The following is an 18,438-nucleotide window of genomic DNA, read 5'->3' as shown; positions in this document are numbered from 1 at the left end:
GTTTTTATTTTTTGTTTTTTAATGTCAGTTCAAATACAAACCAGGCCATTGTAATAAATCCGATTCCGAAGATTGAGTCTCCAATGGCACGAAGCCATTTCAGCGTAATCATTGCTGGTTGTTGCATTAATTCTGATGAACGAGCGTACCACATTCCGTGATTGATGCTTTCAATTGCCTGCCAAACTCCGATAGGAAGCAAACTCAGAATTGCCATCAGGAATAAACCAATATTTAAAGACCAGAAAGTAATTTTAAGCAGTTTATTATTCCAGCTTACGTTTCGATATAAGCTTCTCAATACAAATAATACCAAACCAATTCCAAGCATTCCGTACACTCCAAATAAAGCGGTATGCCCGTGTAAAGGTGTTGTATTTAATCCCTGAACATAGTACAATGCAATTGGCGGATTAATGATGAATCCAAAGATTCCCGCTCCGAGGAAATTCCAAAAAGCTACAGAAATCATAAAGTAGATTGGCCATTTGTAATCGGCAATCCATTGTGTTGATTTTGAGAGTTTATAGTTTTGATAGGCTTCAAATCCGATTAAAGTTAAAGGCACAACTTCTAAAGCACTGAAAGTAGCTCCAAGTGCCATAATCGCCGTTGGTGTTCCCGAGAAATACAAATGATGGAATGTCCCTAAAATTCCTCCAGACATGAAAATAATCGTCGCAAAAAGAACATTTAAAGTTGCAGTTTTCGTTTTTAATAATCCCAAACGAACAAACAAAAACGCAATTACAACCGTTGCAAATACTTCAAAGAAACCTTCCACCCAAAGATGCACAACCCACCATCTCCAATATTCTGCGATGGCTAAATTGGTTTGTCTTCCCCACATTAATCCCGCTCCGTAGAACATGGCAATGGCAGTACAAGAAACCAGGAACAAAATGATTAAGTTTTTCTCTTCTGTTTTTTTCTTCAAAACCGGAAGTAATGGACGGATCATTAATGCCAGCCATAAAAACAATCCCACTAAAAGAAAAATCTGCCAGAAACGACCCAAATCAACATATTCGTAACCTTGATGTCCAAACCAGAAATTTTGAACTAAATTCAGTTTCTGCATTACACCAAACCATTGTCCAGCCATTGAACCTAAAACAATAATTAGTAAAGCGACAAACAAAAAGTTAATTCCAAAACATTGAAATTTAGGGTCTTTGCCCGAAACTGCCGGAGCAATATATAATCCCGTTGCCAGCCAAGCCGTTGCAATCCAGAAAATGGCCAATTGTGTGTGCCAAGTACGCGTAACAGCATAAGGTAAAATCTGATCAATTGGAATTCCGTACAAACCATTTCCTTCGACACCGTAATGCGCCGTTATGATTCCGAAAACCATTTGCAGAACCATCAATAAACTCACAATCCAAAAGTATTTGACAACCAAACCCATTGATTTTGTTTTGCCATGCTTGATAATCGGATCTTCTTTTGGAAGCGGAAATTCTTCTTCTTCACCTGATTTTGCATGATAAAAAACTAAGATGCCGACACTTAAAATCAACAAAATAATACTTACTCCAGACCAGGCCAAAAGTTCAGTTGTTGCCGTATTTCCAACCAATTCGTCTGATGGCCAGTTGTGTGTATACGAAATGTTATTATCTGGACGATTCGTAACTGTAGCCCAGGTTGCCCAAAAGAAAAACGCATTCATTTTATGCATTCTTTCAACATCTGTGATAGAATTTTTCGGAATCGCATAGTCGCTTCTCAGTTTATCAAATTGAGGATCATTTGTAAAAAGACCTTTATAGTATTGGCTTAAATTTTCTATTGCAGCAACTCGATTTTCAGAAATTGTGAGCACTCCAGTTTCAGAATTGTATCGATTTGTTCTTAAATCTTGCTGCAATCTAACTTTCAAAGCCGACTGTTTTTCAGCATCTAATTCGGCATACTTTTTATTAAAATCTTTTTGTGCATAAATATCCAGTATAAAAACAGCTTCTCTGTGCAGCCAATCAGCGGTCCAGTCCGGGGCCACATAAGCACCATGTCCCCAGATCGATCCCACTTCCTGGCCTCCTATACTCTGCCAGATATTTTGTCCGTCTTTAATTTCGCTTTCGCTAAAAATAACTTTTCCGGAATCTGAAACAATCTCTTTAGGAACCGGAGGTGCCTGCTGATAAATTTCATATCCATAATAGCCCAGCACTGCAAATGAGATACTCATTACCAATGCAAAAACAATCCATAATTTTTTTTCTCTTTTCATCTTTTTTCTATTCAATAAAAGATAATTTTATCTTTTATTAGTGTTTAAAAAAACTCCAAACCTATTCCAGTATTTGGAGTCTTTGTTATTTACTCAACAATTAGTACACCTTTCATCATGGCTACGTGACCAGGGAAAGAGCAGATAAATGGATAAGAACCTTTTTTATCAATTGTAAATTCGATTGTATCTTCTTCGCCTCCACCTAACAATTTAGTGTGAGCGATTACAGAAGCTTTTTCAGATTCAGGAATATAATCAGTTGCTTTTGCGTCATTTGCTTTTAAGGCAAAGGCAGCTTGGTCTGTTCCTTCCTGAAGAATCACTAAATTATGCCCCATCGCTTCTTTTGGAATTTTTCCGACATGCTTTAAAGTCAATTTGATTGGTTTTCCGGCAACGGCTTTCAATTCATTGGTATTAAACTGCATTTGGTCATTTCCTTCAATAACTAATACATTTTCTTCAGTTGATGTTACCGGAGCCGCTTCTCCTTCTGTAGACGGTTCAGTTGTTTCTGTCTGATCAGCCGGAGCTGTTTCTTTTTTACCGCAAGAAGTAACTGCTAAAAATCCCATTAAGATTAGTACTGAAATTTTGGTTTTTGTATTCATTTTTAAGATAATTTATTAAATGTTAATCGTTTGTATTTAATGTTTTTAGGAAGAAATCGCCTGATTTTACATCTGATGCCAGCTGTTCTAAAGTTGTTTTAGTCAGCATTTCTAAAAGCAGGCCTCTTATTTTTTTAAATTCATGATGTATGGGACAAGGATGCTCTTCAGAACATTCTTTTAGTCCAATCCCACAACCACTGTAAATTTTATTTCCGTCAATTGCATCCACAATCTGGATTAATTTTATTGATTTTACAGCTTCGCTTGAAACCTCGAAACCACCTCCTACTCCTTTTGCCGAATGAATGATTCCGTTTTTGGTCAAAATCTGCATGATCTTGGCCGTAAAGGGTTCTGGAGAATCAATTTCTTTCGCAACATCTTTTATTCCAACCCTAATTCCTTTAGAAGATTTGGTTGCAATAAAAATAGAAGCTCTAATTCCGTACTCACACGCTTTTGAAAACATACATTCATCAATTAATTCTTTACAAAGATATAGAGGTTTTACATAAAAGACAAATTTATCTTTAATTAATTTTAAAGCTTACAAATCTTATTTATAATGAAACTAATTAGTGATTAAAAAATGACTTATTCCTCCCTTTACTTTTATAAAAACCAATTTTAATTCTAACTTTGAGAGTAATAATTACCTAATTTAAAAATAATGGCTTTAAGCAACTCGAAAGATTTAAAACTAGCTGTTCTTATCGATGCCGATAATGTTCCGTATAGTAATGTAAAAGGCATGATGGAAGAAATTGCAAAGCTTGGAACTCCAACCACCAAAAGAATTTATGCCGATTGGACCAAACCAAATGCAAACGGCTGGAAAGGTGTTTTATTGGAGCATGCTATTACTCCTATTCAACAGTACAGTTACACAGTTGGAAAAAACTCTTCAGATTCTGCTTTGATTATTGATGCAATGGATTTGCTTTATTCGGGAAAACTAGATGGATTCTGCATTGTTTCGAGCGATAGTGATTTTACTCGTCTTGCTATTAGACTCCGCGAATCAGGGATGAAAGTAATCGGAATTGGAGAAAAGAAAACTCCAAGTTCTTTTATTGTAGCCTGCGACCGATTTATTTACATTGAAGTTTTGGATGGAGCCACTCAAAAGAAAAAACCAAAAGTCGCGGCTGCGGATACCAAAAAACCTGTCGAAAAACCTGCTGAAAAAGCATTACACAAAATTGACAAACAAACCATTGAACTTATCGAAGCCACAATCGAAGATATCGAAGATGATGACGGCTGGGCTTTTCTTGGAGACGTTGGAAACTTAATCGTAAAGAAAAAACCTGAATTTGACCCCCGAAATTATGGTTTTTCTAAGCTCACACCAATGTTGAAATCTTTGACTGATATTCTGGAAATTGATGAAAGAGAATCGGACAAAAAAGGAATCAAACACGTTTATGTACGTTTAAGATTCAACTAAATTATAGCATTTATTACCTTTTAATTCTTTAAAAACATGAGAAAGAAATTCTTTATTTACGGATTCTTATTGTTTCTAATTGTTCTTGCAATTTATTATTACACTGGGCGAGGTTATTTACTCGTTTTTATTATTCCGCTTTTGCTAATTGTAGGCGCTTACAATGCCTCTCAGGAAAAACATGCTATTTTAAGAAACTTCCCAGTCTTGGGTTATTTCCGATATTTATTCGAAATGATTGCCCCGGAAATTCAGCAATATTTTATAGAAAGATCTACAGACGGAAAACCTTTCTCCAGAAATCAGCGTTCCCTGGTTTACCAAAGAGCTAAAAACATTGATTCTAGCACTCCTTTTGGAACTCAATTAAATTTAAATACCGAAAACTACGAAGGAATAAAACATTCTATTTTTCCGGCAAAAGTAAACGAGGAATTGCCTCGCGTATTGGTTGGCGGAAAAGATTGCAAACAACCTTATTCTGCTTCTTTATTTAATGTTTCTGCAATGAGTTTTGGTTCATTGAGTGAACATGCAGTTCGTGCCATTAATATTGGTGCTAAAAAAGGGAATTTCTACCAAAATACAGGAGAAGGCGGACTAACGGAATTTCATCTTGCCGGAGGTGGAGATATTACCTGGCAAATTGGTACAGGCTATTTTGGATGCCGTGATGCAGAAGGAAATTTTAGTCCGGAAAATTTTGCAGAAAAGGCAAATCTTCCCAATGTAAAAATGATTGAAATCAAACTTTCTCAAGGTGCAAAACCTGGTCACGGCGGAGTATTACCAGCTGCTAAAAATACGGAGCAGATTGCTAAAATTAGAGGAGTTGTTCCTCACACTATGATTCTTTCTCCTCCCGGACATCATGCTTTTTCTGATGCGAAAGGATTAATTCATTTTATAAAACAGCTTCGTGATTTATCAAACGGAAAACCAATTGGTTTTAAACTTTGTATTGGAAATACCGCAGAATTTGAAAACATCTGTCAGGAAATGATTAATGAAGATATTTACCCGGATTTCATTACAGTTGACGGTGCTGAAGGTGGAACAGGTGCCGCTCCTTTAGAATTTGCCGATGGTGTTGGAATGCCTTTTGAACCGGCATTGATTTTTGTTAATCAAACATTGGTTCGTTTAGGAATTCGTGATAAAATGCGCATTATCGGAAGTGGAAAAATTATTTCTGGTTATTCTATTTTACATGCCGTAGCTCTTGGTGCAGACATGTGCAACAGCGCAAGAGGATTTATGTTTTCTTTAGGCTGTATCCAGGCACTTCGTTGCCATAATAACGAATGTCCAACAGGAGTTGCGACTCAAAACAAAATGCTGATGAAAGGTTTGGTTGTAACCGATAAATCTGAAAGAGTTTATCATTTTCATAAAAACACACTTCATTCTGCCAATGAACTTTTAGCTGCAGCCGGCAAAAACAGTTTTGCCGATGTGGATATTAATATTTTTATGCGAGGTGACGAATTTGCCAATTTATCAGACATGTATTTCCCTGATAATTTGAAAAATGTTACTCAGTTCTCTTAAATAAAAAAAGCCTCTTCAAAATTCTGAAGAGGCTTTTTTAAAGTCAATTTTAATTACAATTTTGCTGTTTCTTTATTTGGTTCAGCAGTTCCTTCTAAAACTGCCAATTCTTCTTTATTTACTAATTGTTGTGCTAAAATAGCATTATTATAAGCTAAGAAATAAACATCAAAAGAAACTCCTTCATTGATTAATTCAGTAGAGATTTGATTATTCTTGATCATTTCTCTCAACAAGTCAGGAAACGACTCTTTGTAGGCTCTCATGTTTTCGTCTGTTTCTTCTAAGTTTGTTTCGATTCTAATTTCAATTTTGTTGTCATTCAGGAAAGCTTTTGCGGCTGTACTTGTAATTCCATGACCTTTTATAGAAGAAGAATTATTGTAAGTACTCACATGTTCCTGAATTTTCTGTTTGGTATTTTTACAACTAATTAAAAATAATGCAAAAGCGAACGCAAATGCGATTTGGGTAATTTTTTTCATAAATTATTGGTTTTATAGTTATTTTTTAACTCAAACATAACTAATTTATAATATAAAAACAACATTTAATCGACAAAAACTAACTCTTAATCGTTTGAATACAAATCATTTACAAGAATAAAAACAGGGAATTTGTAAGAATAAAAAGGTTTATTTCACAGTTAACACTAAACGGCAAATACAAAAAAGTCTCCTTAAACTTGATTTAAAGAGACTTTCATTATGTAAGAATTAAAGCGAGTAAAAACGATTATTTTATTTTAAAAAATCTTTCAGTGATTCTCCTTTTAGAATCTCTTTATCTAAAACGGTATTATCATCAGCAAGAAAATAAACATCAAACTGAACTCCTTCTTCAATTAATTGTCTTGGAATCTGATCCTTGTCAAGCATTTGTTTTATCAATTTTGGAAAAGAAATTACAGCCGCTGACTTATTGGCTTCATTTTGCTCTAAATTGGTTTCAAATCGCAGTTCGATTTTATCATCATTTATATAACCTCTGGCAGTTGTAAGCGTTACATCATCTGCCCTAAAACCTGGAGCAATTGTTTTATTATAAGTTACAACATATTCCTGAAGCTTTTGCTTGGTATTTTTACAGCTTACAAGCATTAATACCATCGTTAATGCAAAGGCAATTTGGCTTATTTTCTTGATCATAATTTTTTTATTTTAATTTCTGAAGTCTTAATAATGCCTCAAGATAGTAATAATCTGCGTAATTTATAGAACAATCGATCTCACTGTTCGCGGGTTTATGTCCAGTTGAATGTAATAAGAATGCCGAATTAACGTCATGACTCTGATAATGATCTGAAAGTGAAGCAATCATTTTTTTCGCTTTTGTCAGATACTCATTTTTCAAATTCTTGTCTTTTGTATAAGCACTTAACTCTAAAAGTGCCGAAGAAACAATGGCTGCGGCCGAAGCATCTCTTGGTTCGTTTGGAATATTTGGCGCATTGAAATCCCAATACGGAATTAAATCTTCTGTGGTCAATCTATCCAAATACACTCTTGCTAATTTATGAGCAAAATCTAAAAACTTAAAATCTTTAGTTTCTCTGTACGTCATTGTAAATCCATAAATTGCCCAAGCTTGTCCTCTAGCCCACATACTGTCATCACTGTACCCCTGAGCAGTTCTTCCTTTTATTTTTTTACCAGTTTCAAAATCATAAATGATCACGTGATAAGAAGTATTATCCGGTCTAAAATGATTCGCCATTGTCGTTTCGGCATGTTTTACGGCAATATCGTATAACTTTTTATTTCCGCCATTTTTTGAAGCCCAAAACAATAATTCCAAATTCATCATATTATCAATAATAGTATTATGACCGCCCATTTTATTATGAGGCCAGGACTGAATTGTTCCTACTTTAGGATTAAAAAGTGTTGCCAAAGTATCAGCAGTTTTTAGGATAATTTCTTTGTATTCCGGATTTTTAGTCAATCTGTATCCGTTTCCGAAACTATTAAAAACCTGAAAACCTAAATCGTGATCTCCGGCTTTGCTGACAGACAAAGGCGTTAAAAAACGACTGAATTTATCGGCTTCTTTTTCCCATTTTTTATCTTTTGTTGCTTCATATAAAAACCACAATTCGCCAGGCCAGAATCCGCTTGTCCAGTCTTTGTAGCCAACAAATTTCCATTCTTTACTTCCGTTTGGAACTGTTCTTGGTGAAGTTCCGTCGTTTGGAATTACTTTTAATGTTTTAGAAGCTTGTTCTGCACAATATTCCAACTGTTTTGTAATATTAAACGTTTTGTTTTTTTGAGAATAACCTTGATTTCCTAAAAGAAACAAAGCAGTAAGTAGCGTAAAAAATCTTGTATACATGTGGTCGATAGTTTGTTTAATCGATAAATTTAGGAAATAAAGTAAATCGATTTGGGTTTTGTATTTTTAGATGCCTAGAATTGGATTATTGATTACCTTGTTTTAGGATTTTTGGTTTCGTTTGTCATTCCGAGGAACGAGGACACGAGTGATAACGAACTGGCGAAGCAATCATACTAGAAACTCCGCAAGGAGAATCGCCAATCTTTGTCGAATCACGAGTGTGATTCCTCGTTCCTCGGAATGACAAACAAGACTTAATTTGTTTTAAAAATTTCATATAAATTTGCTTTTAACCAAATCCCTTCTAAACTTGAAAAAACTAAGAATCTACTACACCATAATTTTCTTCTTCATCATTTTCCTCGGAATCCTTTCAAGAAAAATCTCTTTCATTCCATTATGGATAGGCGATTTTTTATATGCTGTAATGATTTATTTTTTAGTTCGAATATTTCTTCCGTTTAAAAATACTTTCTTAATTGCATTGCTTTCTCTGTTGATTTGTTATGGCATTGAATTTTTGCAATTATACCAGAGCGAATGGATAATAAAACTTAGAAAAACTCTTTTTGGAAGATACGTGTTAGGTCAGGGATTTTTATGGTCGGATATTATTGCCTATACTTTTGGAATACTAACTGCTTTTATTGTAGAAAGATTTACTTCGAATTTTCTTAATCGAAAGTCTGTGTGATTTTATCAATATTTAAACTATTGGCCATTGCCATAAATATTTGATAATAGGTTCCTTTATTATCGTACAATTCATCATGAGTTCCTTTTTCGACACATCTTCCTTTTTCTAAAACAATGATATTGGACGCATCGATTATTTGAGAAATACTATGCGAAATGATAATAACGGTTCTGTCTTTTTTTATGGCATCTAAAGATTTTTTAATCTGCTCGGTAGCAATAGCATCTAAACTTGCTGTTGGTTCATCCAGAAAAATGATGGGTGGATTCTTAAGAAAAAGCCTTGCAATGGCAATTCGTTGTTGCTGTCCGCCCGAAAGTAAATGTGCATCCGAATCGTACCCCTTTGGTAACTGTATTACCTGTTCATGAATGTAGGCTTGTTTTGCTGCTTCGATAACTTCTTTCTGAGAAGCTTCAGGTTTTCCGTATAAAATATTCTCTGCAACCGTTCCTTTAAAAATGTGGTTTTTCTGTAGAACCAAACCGATGTTTTTACGCAGAAAATCGGTATTGTAATCTGCTAAATCCACTCCATCCAGCAAAATCTGACCTGACGATGGCAGATAAAATTTATCCAGTAAATTAATAATAGTACTTTTCCCGGCACCACTTAATCCGACCAGAGCAGAAGTTTCATTCGGTTTAACCGTAAAATTTATATCGTACAATGCCTGAGTTCCGTTTGGATAAACAAAATCAACATTTTTGACTTCGATTAATCCGATAATTTTTTCGGGGATATAATTACCGCTAGTCTCCACTTCTTTTTCTGCTTCCAGAATATCAAAGAAACCTTCAGAATAAATTAAGGCATCGTTTACTTCATCATAAATTCGATGTAATTGACGAATTGGCGACGAAACATTATTAAACAACATAATATGAAACATAATTGCCCCAATGGTCATTTGATTATTCAATACAAAATAAGCGGTCAGGATTATGATGATTACAACTCCAATCTGTTCCACAAAACTTTTAATACTTTCAAAAATAAAACTGGTTTTACGGGTTTCCAGTTGATTCTCGGTCATTTCAAACTGAATCTTTTCATGTCGATCCGCTTCTGTAGATTCGCGTACAAAAGATTTAATCACCGTTATTGATTCGATTAAACTTATGATTCCGTTATTTTTAGTTTCCCGATAATTACGCATTCTTCTTCTGAATCCGCTTAATCTTGTTGCTTGCAATTGGCTAATATAAAAGTAAATCGGAATAATACATAAGCTTACCAAGCCGACATAAACATTGGCATAAAACATAATAACCAAAGCCACAAAAGCATTAGCAAATAAGGGAAGAATATCAATAAAAAAGTTTTGGACTAATCGTGTCAAACTGCTGATTCCGGCATCAATTCTGGTTTGCAGTTTCCCGCTTTCATTTTCATCAGAAGTATAAAATTCCATTCTGTAGCTTAGAATTTTTTCTACTATGGTTTGAGAAATATCACGAGCAATAAAAATACGGAGTTTTTCACCATAAAATTTCTGGCCAAACTGAACAACAGAATTCACCAATTCCTTGACTAGCAAAACAATACTAATAATCCCTAAAAGATGAAAACCTTTTGATAAAGGCTCATGCGCAACCATCAAATTATTAATTGTATCGACAGTATATTTTAAGATTACTGCATTAACCTGCGCTGCAAAAGATCCTAAAAATGTAAGCAGTAAAGTAGCAATTACCATTTTTCTGTAAGGTTTTACAAAAGGCAGGATTTTTTTATAGAGTACAGATAATTGCATTTATTTCATTTTTAGGCAACATATCAAATATAAGAATTCTAAATTTGTGTTGAAAATCATTTAAACACTTAATGCTATGAAACTCGTTTTCGCTTCAAACAACAAAAATAAAATAGCCGAAATTCAAAGTATGCTTCCTGAAAGCATTAAAATATTAAGTTTAGAAGACATTAATTGTTTTGAAGATATTCCTGAAACCGCTGATACCATAGAAGGAAATGCGATTTTAAAAGCCGATTATGTAACACAAAAATTTGGTTACAACTGTTTTGCAGACGACACCGGCTTAGAAGTTCAGGCTTTAAACGGTGAACCCGGAGTTTATTCTGCGAGATATGCCGGCGAACAAAAAAATGCCGATGATAATATGAATAAACTTCTGGAAGCTTTAAAAAATGAAGAAAGCAGAAACGCTCAGTTCAAAACCGTTATCACTTTAAATCTGGACGGAAAACAATATTTATTCACAGGAATTGCAAAAGGAGAAATTACAGAAACCAAAACAGGAACAAACGGTTTTGGATACGACCCGATTTTCAAACCTGAAAATTTCGACAAAACCTTTGCAGAACTGCCATTGGAGACAAAAAATGCAATAGGTCATCGCGGAAAAGCGGTTCAGCAACTAATTGATTTCCTGAACGCCACAAAATAATTGTTTAAAATACAACATTTTAATACTTAAATTTTACATTTTAAGACGTGTTTTTGGGGCGAATTCGCGATTTCTTGCAAAAAATCATTTTACATAAATCGTAACTTTTTGATAATCAAATCATAACAAATACATAATTCTTGAAATTGCATTAGTTTATCTGAATAATTAACAGTAATTTTGCACCCTATTTTAAAAACACATATGAATAAATTTGAACAATTAGGATTAAATGAATCGTTACTGAAGGCGATTTTAGATCTAGGATTTGAAAATCCGTCAGAGGTACAGGAAAAGGCGATTCCCCTATTATTGGAAAAAGACACGGATATGGTTGCGTTGGCTCAGACAGGGACAGGGAAAACGGCAGCTTTCGGTTTTCCGCTAATTCAAAAAATTGATGCCGACAACAGAAATACACAAGCATTAGTTTTATCGCCAACACGCGAGTTATGTTTACAGATTACTAACGAACTTAAAAACTACTCTAAATACGAAAAAGGTATTAATGTGGTAGCAGTTTACGGAGGAGCTAGTATAACAGAACAAGCAAGAGAAATAAAGAGAGGTGCACAAATTATTGTGGCAACTCCAGGAAGAATGCAAGACATGATTAACAGAGGTCTGGTAAACATTAAAAATATAGATTACTGTATTCTTGATGAGGCTGACGAAATGTTAAACATGGGATTCTATGATGATATCGTATCTATTTTATCAGATACTCCAGATGAAAAAAGCACATGGTTGTTTTCTGCAACTATGCCGCAAGAGGTTGCAAGAATTGCAAAACAATTCATGAGCGATCCTCTAGAAATTACTGTAGGAGCTAAAAACTCTGGTTCATCTACAGTTTCTCACGAATTTTATTTAGTTAATGCTCGTGACCGTTACGAAGCTTTAAAACGTTTAGCTGATGCTAATCCGGATATTTTCTCTGTAGTTTTCTGTCGTACAAAAAGAGACACTCAGGCTATTGCTGAGAAGTTAATTGAAGATGGATATAGCGCTGCTGCGTTACACGGAGATTTATCTCAGGCACAACGTGACGGTGTAATGAAATCGTTCCGTGGAAGACAAATTCAGATGCTTGTTGCTACTGACGTTGCTGCTCGTGGTATTGACGTTGATAACGTAACTCACGTTGTAAACTACCAATTACCTGATGAGATTGAAACTTACAACCACCGTTCAGGTCGTACTGGTAGAGCTGGAAAATTAGGTACTTCTATTGTAATCGTTACAAAAAGTGAATTACGTAAAATTTCTTCTATCGAAAGAATCATCAAACAAAAATTCGAAGAAAAATCTATTCCTTCCGGAATCGAAATCTGCGAAATTCAGTTATTACACTTAGCAAACAAAATTAAAGATACTGAGGTTGATCACGAAATTGACAACTATTTACCAGCAATCAACAATGTTCTTGAAGATTTATCTAAAGAAGAATTGATCAAGAAAATGGTTTCGGTAGAATTTAACCGTTTCATCGCTTATTACAAAAAGAACAGAGACATTTCTGTTTCTGGTGGCGAAAGACGTGAAAGAAGTGATTCTGAACCAAGAGAGTTCAATAATAATGGTGCAGTTCGTTATTTTGTAAACATCGGTTCCAGAGATAACTTTGACTGGATGTCATTAAAAGATTACTTAAAAGAAACATTAGATTTAGGTCGTGATGATATCTTTAAAGTTGATGTAAAAGAAGGATTCTCTTTCTTTAACACTGATCCACAGCATACTGACAAAGTAATGGACGTTTTAAACAACGTACAATTAGAAGGTCGTCGTATCAATGTTGAAATTTCTAAAAATGACGGCGGAGGAAGACGTGACCACAACAACCGTGGAGGAAGACGTGATTCTGGAAGAAGAGACGGAAACTTTGCTCCAAGACGTGAAGGCGGATTTAGAAGTGATAGAAATTCTTCAAGAGACGGAGGTTCACGCGAAGGTGGTTTTAGAAGCGACAGAAATTCATCTGCTCCAAGAAGAGAAGGTGGCTTTAGAAGTTCTGCTCCAAGAAACGAAAATGGTGGTTCTGACAGAGCTCCAAGACGTTCAGAAAACTTTGGCGACAGCTCAAGACCAAGAAGATCAAGAAGAGATTAATCATTCAATTTCTCAAATACAAAATCCCGAATTCCAAACTTATCTGGAATTTGGGATTTTTTTATACCAGGAATTTTGTAGTTCTCAAATGAGTTTATAATCCAAAAACATGATAAAGTAATCTTTCACATCCGTTTTATTTAATATAAAAAAGCAATATTGTGGTCTTTGTTAATTTTCTTATAATTAAATTCCAAGACTACGAGATATTTAATCCCTATTTACTACTTTTAGTGCTTTAAATCAGGATATGAAATATTTCGCAGTTTTCTTTTTTATTCTTATGGCCAATATTGGTTTTGCGCAAGACACGCAGCCAACAGTTCCTCAAAGAGTTTCAGGTTACATTATCAACGACAACAGCAAACAGCCTCTTGTAGGCGTAAACGTTATCAACACCAATAAAGTTCGCGGTGCAAAATCTGACGAAAAAGGGTATTTTGAAATCGACGTTCAGGTCAATGATACACTGCATTTTTCTATTCTTGGTTTTCAATCTCTAAGAATCAGAGTTACAAATGACTGGATCAAAAACAAAGTAACCCGCATTCAGCTTACCGAAAAAGCGATTGCTCTGGAAGAAGTTATTATTGCTCCTTTTACCTTAACAGGATATCTTGAAATTGATTCTAAATTAATTCCAACAAAAGAAAATTATCGTTACAGTATTTCAGGCCTTACTCAAGGTTATGAAGCCGGAGAATATGCTCCAAATGCATTTGGTAAAGTTTTAGGATCCATCTTTAACCCCGCCGATATGCTTTATAATTTCTTTGGAAAAAATGGTAAAGAACTCAAGAAGCTGAAGGAAATGAAAAAGGACGATACTGTAAGAACGCTTTTAGAATCGAAATACGATCGTGAAACAGTTGCGGTATTATTAGGTATCAGCAAAGATGAAATCCCTGAAATTATGCACCGCTGTAATTATTCTGATTCTTTTATCCAAACAGCAAACGATCTTCAGATCATGGATGCAATTAGCGCTTGTTATGAGCAATACAAGGTCTTGAAACGAAATTAAAACAAGTATTCAGTGGTCAGTTTTTAGTATTCAGTATTATCTAGAAATTTTACCATTTATTATAAAAAAGAAAAGCTATCAATATTGATAGCTTTTCTTTTTTATAATATACTGATCACTAAAAAAACTGATCACTGAATACTTTTCAAATGCTGATCACTAAAAAAACTGACCACTGACCACTTAACTCCTAACTGGAATATTCTCTAAAATCTCCAATACAAATTTCCAGTATTTCTGAGCAGAAGAAATACTCGCTCTTTCGTCCGGAGAATGCGCTCCGTGAATAGTTGGTCCAAAAGAAATCATATCCATATCCGGATAATTTGTTCCTAAAATTCCGCATTCTAAACCAGCGTGACAAGCTACAACTTTAGGCTGCTCCCCATTTTGTTTTTCGTAAATCTCTTTTAAAACTTCTAAAATTTCAGAATTTACATTTGGTGTCCATCCCGGATAAGAACCCGAAAGTTCTACTTCACATCCAACTAATTCGAAAGCCGAACGCAAAGAATTAGCCAAATCAAATTTTGAAGATTCAACAGAAGAACGTGTTAAACATCCAACTAAAATTTCTCCGTCTTTAACAACAACACGAGCAATATTATTTGAAGTTTCAACCAAATCAGCCATATCAGCGCTCATTTTATACACTCCATTTTGAGCTGCATAAATTGCTCTGATAATCCCTTCCTGAACGCCAAGATCCATTACTTTTTCAGGTAAATCTCCTTTTACGATTTCAATAGTCAGGTTGGGTTCAGTTGTTTTATACTCTGCTTTGATATCAGAAATAATTTCCTGCATATCATACACATAAGCTTCGTCAAACATTTGAGAAATGATTACTTTGGCAACGCTTTCTCTCGGAATTGCATTTCGAAGACTTCCTCCGTTTATTTCAACAACCTGTAAACCAAAGTTTTCAAATCCGTCAAACAATAAACGGTTCATAATTTTGTTGGCGTTTCCTAAACCTTTATGAATATCCATTCCTGAATGTCCTCCGTTTAATCCTTTGACTGTGATTGTATATCCAACAGAACCTTCCGGAACTTCTTCCTCATGATAGGTTCTTGTAGCGGTTACATCTATTCCTCCTGCACATCCAATATCAATTTCATCGTCTTCTTCAGTATCTAAATTCAATAAAATCTGACCTTGAAGAATTCCTCCTTTAAGATTTAAAGCTCCTGTCATTCCAGTTTCTTCATCAATTGTAAACAAAGCCTCAATTGCAGGATGCGGAATAGCTGTGCTTTCTAAAATCGCCATAATAGTCGCTACTCCAAGTCCGTTGTCAGCACCAAGAGTAGTTCCTCTGGCACGAACCCAGTCACCATCAACATACATATCGATTCCTTGCGTATCAAAATCGAAAACAGTATCTGCATTTTTCTGATGCACCATATCCAAATGTCCTTGCATAACAATCGGTTTACGATTTTCCATTCCCGGAGTTGCCGGTTTTCTGATGATTACGTTTCTGATTTCATCTTCGAAAGTTTCCAGACCTAAACTGTTTCCAAAGTTTTTCATAAACTCAATCACACGTTCTTCTTTTTTAGATGGACGCGGAACTTCATTTAAATCTGCAAATTTATTCCAAAGTGCTTTTGGTTCCAGATTTCTTATTTCCTGACTCATTATATTTTGTTTGATGTTTAACAATTAAGAGCTTCAAAGTTACAAAGTTTAAATGCTATTTCTGCCACGAATTTCACTAATTAGCACAAATTATAATGGCTCTAAAGTTGTTTTACACTAAATCTAATTAAATCAGGAATTTCAATATAAAATGAAATAACTTTACAGAGGATATTTAGAAGGATTTAATGACGTATTAAAAACAGACATAATATATACTGTTTTAATTTCTTCATCAATAAAATAAAAGATAATAAATGGGAATTTTCTAATTGGAAGAGCACGATAATCCTTATATCTAATTTCAAAAAAAAGGGTTACTAGCTAATATGTTTAAATATTCATCAACTATTTCATAAAAGTGCTCACCCAAACCAACTCGTTTAGAGTCATAATAATCAATTGCATCTTGAATATCAAGAATCGCTCTTGGTTCAATTACAAGATTAAAAATCATTTTTCACATTTAAATCGTAATTGTTTTTTTGCTTCATCCCAAGGAAGAAAATTGCCCACTTCTGAAGTTGATCTTCTTTCATCTAATAAATTTTTCATTTCTTCAGTTACAGAAAATTCATTAATAACAGTTTCGTAATTAAATTTCTCAATTAACTGCATAAAGAAAGACAATTCATTATCTGGAATATTTAAAGTAATTTGTGTCATTTTTTCCTTATTATTGAATAACAAATTTACAAAAAATAATATCAACCCATTTTTTAATTATTATTTTTATACAAAACCAAAATTGTGAAATCAAAATATATTCTTCCCCTATTCCTTTTAGTTCAGATTATCTTTTTACGAATCCTGAGATATTTTCCGGATTATGTCGAAGGTTTTTACAGCAACAATCTTTTTCTAAGAATTTCGCATTTCTCAAGAGTAGCTATAGGCAAAATCCCTTTTTCAGTTGGCGATTGCATTTATGCCTTACTAATTTTAAGTATAATTGGATGGTTTTGGAAAATTAGAAAAACATGGAAAACAGACTGGAAAGATCATATTCTAAAAATCCTGAGCAAAATTTCAGTTTTTTACTTTTTCTTTCATCTACTTTGGGCTTTCAATTATTATAGAAAGCCACTTTTTGAAAAAATGGAAATCAAACGAGAATATTCTGATGCCGATTTATATGTTTTTACAAAAAGATTAATTGCAAAAACAAATGAAATTCAGTTTGCAATTACAAAAAACAAAAATGAAAAAATTGTCTTTCCATATACTCAAAAAGAATCTTTTGATATGATTTTGAATGGTTATGATAATTTGGCAAACGAATATCCCTATTTCAAATATGAACCTTTAAGCGTAAAAAAGTCCCTATTCAGCGTGCCTTTAACTTATATGGGATTTGGAGGTTATTTAAATCCGTTTACAAATGAAGCACAGATAAACTATTTACTTCCAATGTATAATTTCCCTGTTACTACCTCACATGAAATGGCACATCAAATTGGCTACGCAAGCGAAAATGAATGCAATTTTATTGGTGTTTTAGCTTCTGTAAAGAACGAAAATTTATATTATCAATATTCCGGATATAGTTTTGCTTTACGTTATTGCTTAGGAATCTGGAAATTTAAAAACGAAAAAGTTTTTGACAAATTCAAAAAACAAATACATCCCGGAATCTTAAAAAATTATCAGGAAAGTCAAGATTTCTGGAAAAAATACGACACTTTTATCGATGAAGGTTTTCATTTCGTTTATGATAATTTCTTAAAATCAAACAATCAGAAAGACGGGATGGAAAGTTACAGCAAGTTTATAGATTTAATGATTAATTATTATAAAACGAGAAAACTTTGATACAACTGTAACAAAAATGATTTCATAACTACTAATACAAATATGAGCGAAAATCTAGAACAGTCATTTGTTGCGCAATTGCAGGCAAATCAGAATATAATCCACAAGATTTGTAGATTATATACTGCTGGCGAAGATGCTCATAAAGATTTATTTCAGGAAATTACGATCCAACTTTGGAAAGCTTATCCAAAATTTAGAGGGGACAGTAAATTTTCTACCTGGACTTATCGTGTGGCTTTAAATACCGCAATTACCTTATACCGCAAAACCAAAAGAACTATTTCTACCGTAGATTATGAAAACCATCAACATTTTGTAAAAGATGTTGATTACAATTACGAAGAAGAGGAACAAATAAAATTGATGTATAAAGCAGTTTACCAACTCAACGACATCGAGAAAGCATTAGTTTTTATGTATTTAGAAGACAAAGATTATCAGGAAATAGCTGAAACCTTAGGAATCAGCGAAGTGAATGCGCGCGTGAAAATGAACAGAATTAAAGGGAAACTTAAAAAAATACTAAATCCTTAAAAAT

General features: G+C 34.0%; 17 protein-coding genes. 8 read left to right on the top strand and 9 right to left on the bottom strand.

All coding sequences use genetic code 11. The features are described 5' to 3' along the window. Positions 1-4 precede the first annotated feature (4 nt). The 3 genes from HYN56_RS13175 to HYN56_RS13165 form a co-directional block, all read right to left on the bottom strand. Positions 5-2,239: a nitric-oxide reductase large subunit gene (locus HYN56_RS13175; protein WP_109192602.1), complete on the bottom strand. Its 2,235-nt coding sequence runs from the start codon at positions 2,237-2,239 to the stop codon at positions 5-7. Between the two features lie 89 nt (positions 2,240-2,328). Continuing rightward, positions 2,329-2,853: an azurin gene (azu, locus tag HYN56_RS13170; protein WP_109192601.1), complete on the bottom strand. Its 525-nt coding sequence runs from the start codon at positions 2,851-2,853 to the stop codon at positions 2,329-2,331. Positions 2,854-2,875: 22 nt separating this feature from the next. Continuing rightward, positions 2,876-3,325 (bottom strand): RrF2 family transcriptional regulator, encoded by a 450-nt coding sequence (locus tag HYN56_RS13165; RefSeq protein ID WP_109192600.1) that lies wholly within the window; start codon positions 3,323-3,325, stop codon positions 2,876-2,878. A gap of 201 nt (positions 3,326-3,526) precedes the next feature. Here HYN56_RS13165 and HYN56_RS13160 point away from each other — a divergent pair, with 201 nt between their 5' ends. Then, positions 3,527-4,306 carry an NYN domain-containing protein gene (locus tag HYN56_RS13160; RefSeq protein WP_109192599.1) on the top strand — a complete coding sequence of 260 codons (780 nt, stop codon included), beginning with the start codon at positions 3,527-3,529 and terminating at the stop codon, positions 4,304-4,306. 36 nt (positions 4,307-4,342) lie between these two features. After that, positions 4,343-5,857, top strand: coding sequence for an FMN-binding glutamate synthase family protein (locus HYN56_RS13155; protein WP_109192598.1), 1,515 nt, complete (start codon positions 4,343-4,345; stop codon positions 5,855-5,857). Positions 5,858-5,910: 53 nt separating this feature from the next. On the opposite strand, the gene HYN56_RS13150 is transcribed toward HYN56_RS13155, so the two are convergent. The 3 genes from HYN56_RS13150 to HYN56_RS13140 all read right to left on the bottom strand — a co-directional run bounded on the left by HYN56_RS13150 (position 5,911) and on the right by HYN56_RS13140 (position 8,191). Further along, complete coding sequence (locus tag HYN56_RS13150; RefSeq protein WP_109192597.1) at positions 5,911-6,342, bottom strand: hypothetical protein; 432 nt, start codon at positions 6,340-6,342, stop codon at positions 5,911-5,913. Positions 6,343-6,597: 255 nt separating this feature from the next. Next, on the bottom strand, positions 6,598-7,005 hold the full coding sequence (locus HYN56_RS13145) for a hypothetical protein (protein WP_109192596.1): 408 nt from the start codon (positions 7,003-7,005) through the stop codon (positions 6,598-6,600). Positions 7,006-7,012: 7 nt separating this feature from the next. Continuing rightward, the gene (locus HYN56_RS13140) at positions 7,013-8,191 is read right to left on the bottom strand and encodes a glycoside hydrolase family 88 protein (protein WP_109192595.1); all 1,179 of its coding nucleotides are present in this window, start codon (positions 8,189-8,191) and stop codon (positions 7,013-7,015) included. Positions 8,192-8,504: 313 nt separating this feature from the next. On the opposite strand from HYN56_RS13140, the gene HYN56_RS13135 reads away from it, so the two are divergent. Beyond that, a complete protein-coding gene (locus HYN56_RS13135) occupies positions 8,505-8,888 on the top strand; it encodes a ribosomal maturation YjgA family protein (protein WP_109192594.1) in 384 nt (127 codons plus the stop codon). On the opposite strand, the gene HYN56_RS13130 is transcribed toward HYN56_RS13135, so the two are convergent. Beyond that, the gene (locus HYN56_RS13130) at positions 8,869-10,647 is read right to left on the bottom strand and encodes an ABC transporter ATP-binding protein (protein ID WP_109192593.1); all 1,779 of its coding nucleotides are present in this window, start codon (positions 10,645-10,647) and stop codon (positions 8,869-8,871) included. The two genes, HYN56_RS13135 and HYN56_RS13130, sit on opposite strands and share 20 nt — an antisense overlap. Before the next feature lie 76 nt (positions 10,648-10,723). Here HYN56_RS13130 and HYN56_RS13125 point away from each other — a divergent pair, with 76 nt between their 5' ends. The 3 genes from HYN56_RS13125 (at position 10,724) to HYN56_RS13115 (ending at position 14,438) form a co-directional block, all read left to right on the top strand. Then, positions 10,724-11,302, top strand: coding sequence for a non-canonical purine NTP diphosphatase (locus HYN56_RS13125; RefSeq protein WP_109192592.1), 579 nt, complete (start codon positions 10,724-10,726; stop codon positions 11,300-11,302). A 204-nt stretch (positions 11,303-11,506) separates the two neighbouring features. After that, positions 11,507-13,414: a DEAD/DEAH box helicase gene (locus HYN56_RS13120; protein ID WP_109192591.1), complete on the top strand. Its 1,908-nt coding sequence runs from the start codon at positions 11,507-11,509 to the stop codon at positions 13,412-13,414. Positions 13,415-13,664: 250 nt separating this feature from the next. After that, positions 13,665-14,438: a carboxypeptidase-like regulatory domain-containing protein gene (locus HYN56_RS13115; RefSeq protein ID WP_109192590.1), complete on the top strand. Its 774-nt coding sequence runs from the start codon at positions 13,665-13,667 to the stop codon at positions 14,436-14,438. Positions 14,439-14,621: 183 nt separating this feature from the next. On the opposite strand, the gene HYN56_RS13110 is transcribed toward HYN56_RS13115, so the two are convergent. Next, the gene (locus tag HYN56_RS13110; RefSeq protein ID WP_109192589.1) at positions 14,622-16,085 is read right to left on the bottom strand and encodes an aminoacyl-histidine dipeptidase; all 1,464 of its coding nucleotides are present in this window, start codon (positions 16,083-16,085) and stop codon (positions 14,622-14,624) included. A 453-nt stretch (positions 16,086-16,538) separates the two neighbouring features. Further along, positions 16,539-16,751, bottom strand: coding sequence for a hypothetical protein (locus HYN56_RS13105; protein WP_109192588.1), 213 nt, complete (start codon positions 16,749-16,751; stop codon positions 16,539-16,541). 84 nt (positions 16,752-16,835) lie between these two features. Here HYN56_RS13105 and HYN56_RS13100 point away from each other — a divergent pair, with 84 nt between their 5' ends. Both HYN56_RS13100 and HYN56_RS13095 read left to right on the top strand, forming a co-directional pair. Beyond that, positions 16,836-17,897, top strand: coding sequence for a DUF3810 domain-containing protein (locus HYN56_RS13100; protein ID WP_109192587.1), 1,062 nt, complete (start codon positions 16,836-16,838; stop codon positions 17,895-17,897). Positions 17,898-17,939: 42 nt separating this feature from the next. Beyond that, positions 17,940-18,434, top strand: coding sequence for an RNA polymerase sigma factor (locus HYN56_RS13095; protein WP_008462500.1), 495 nt, complete (start codon positions 17,940-17,942; stop codon positions 18,432-18,434). The last annotated feature ends 4 nt before the right edge of the window (positions 18,435-18,438 follow it).

Source organism: Flavobacterium crocinum, from assembly GCF_003122385.1.
GTDB classification, from domain to species: domain Bacteria; phylum Bacteroidota; class Bacteroidia; order Flavobacteriales; family Flavobacteriaceae; genus Flavobacterium; species Flavobacterium crocinum.
This window is presented reverse-complemented; position numbering and strand designations above follow the sequence as displayed.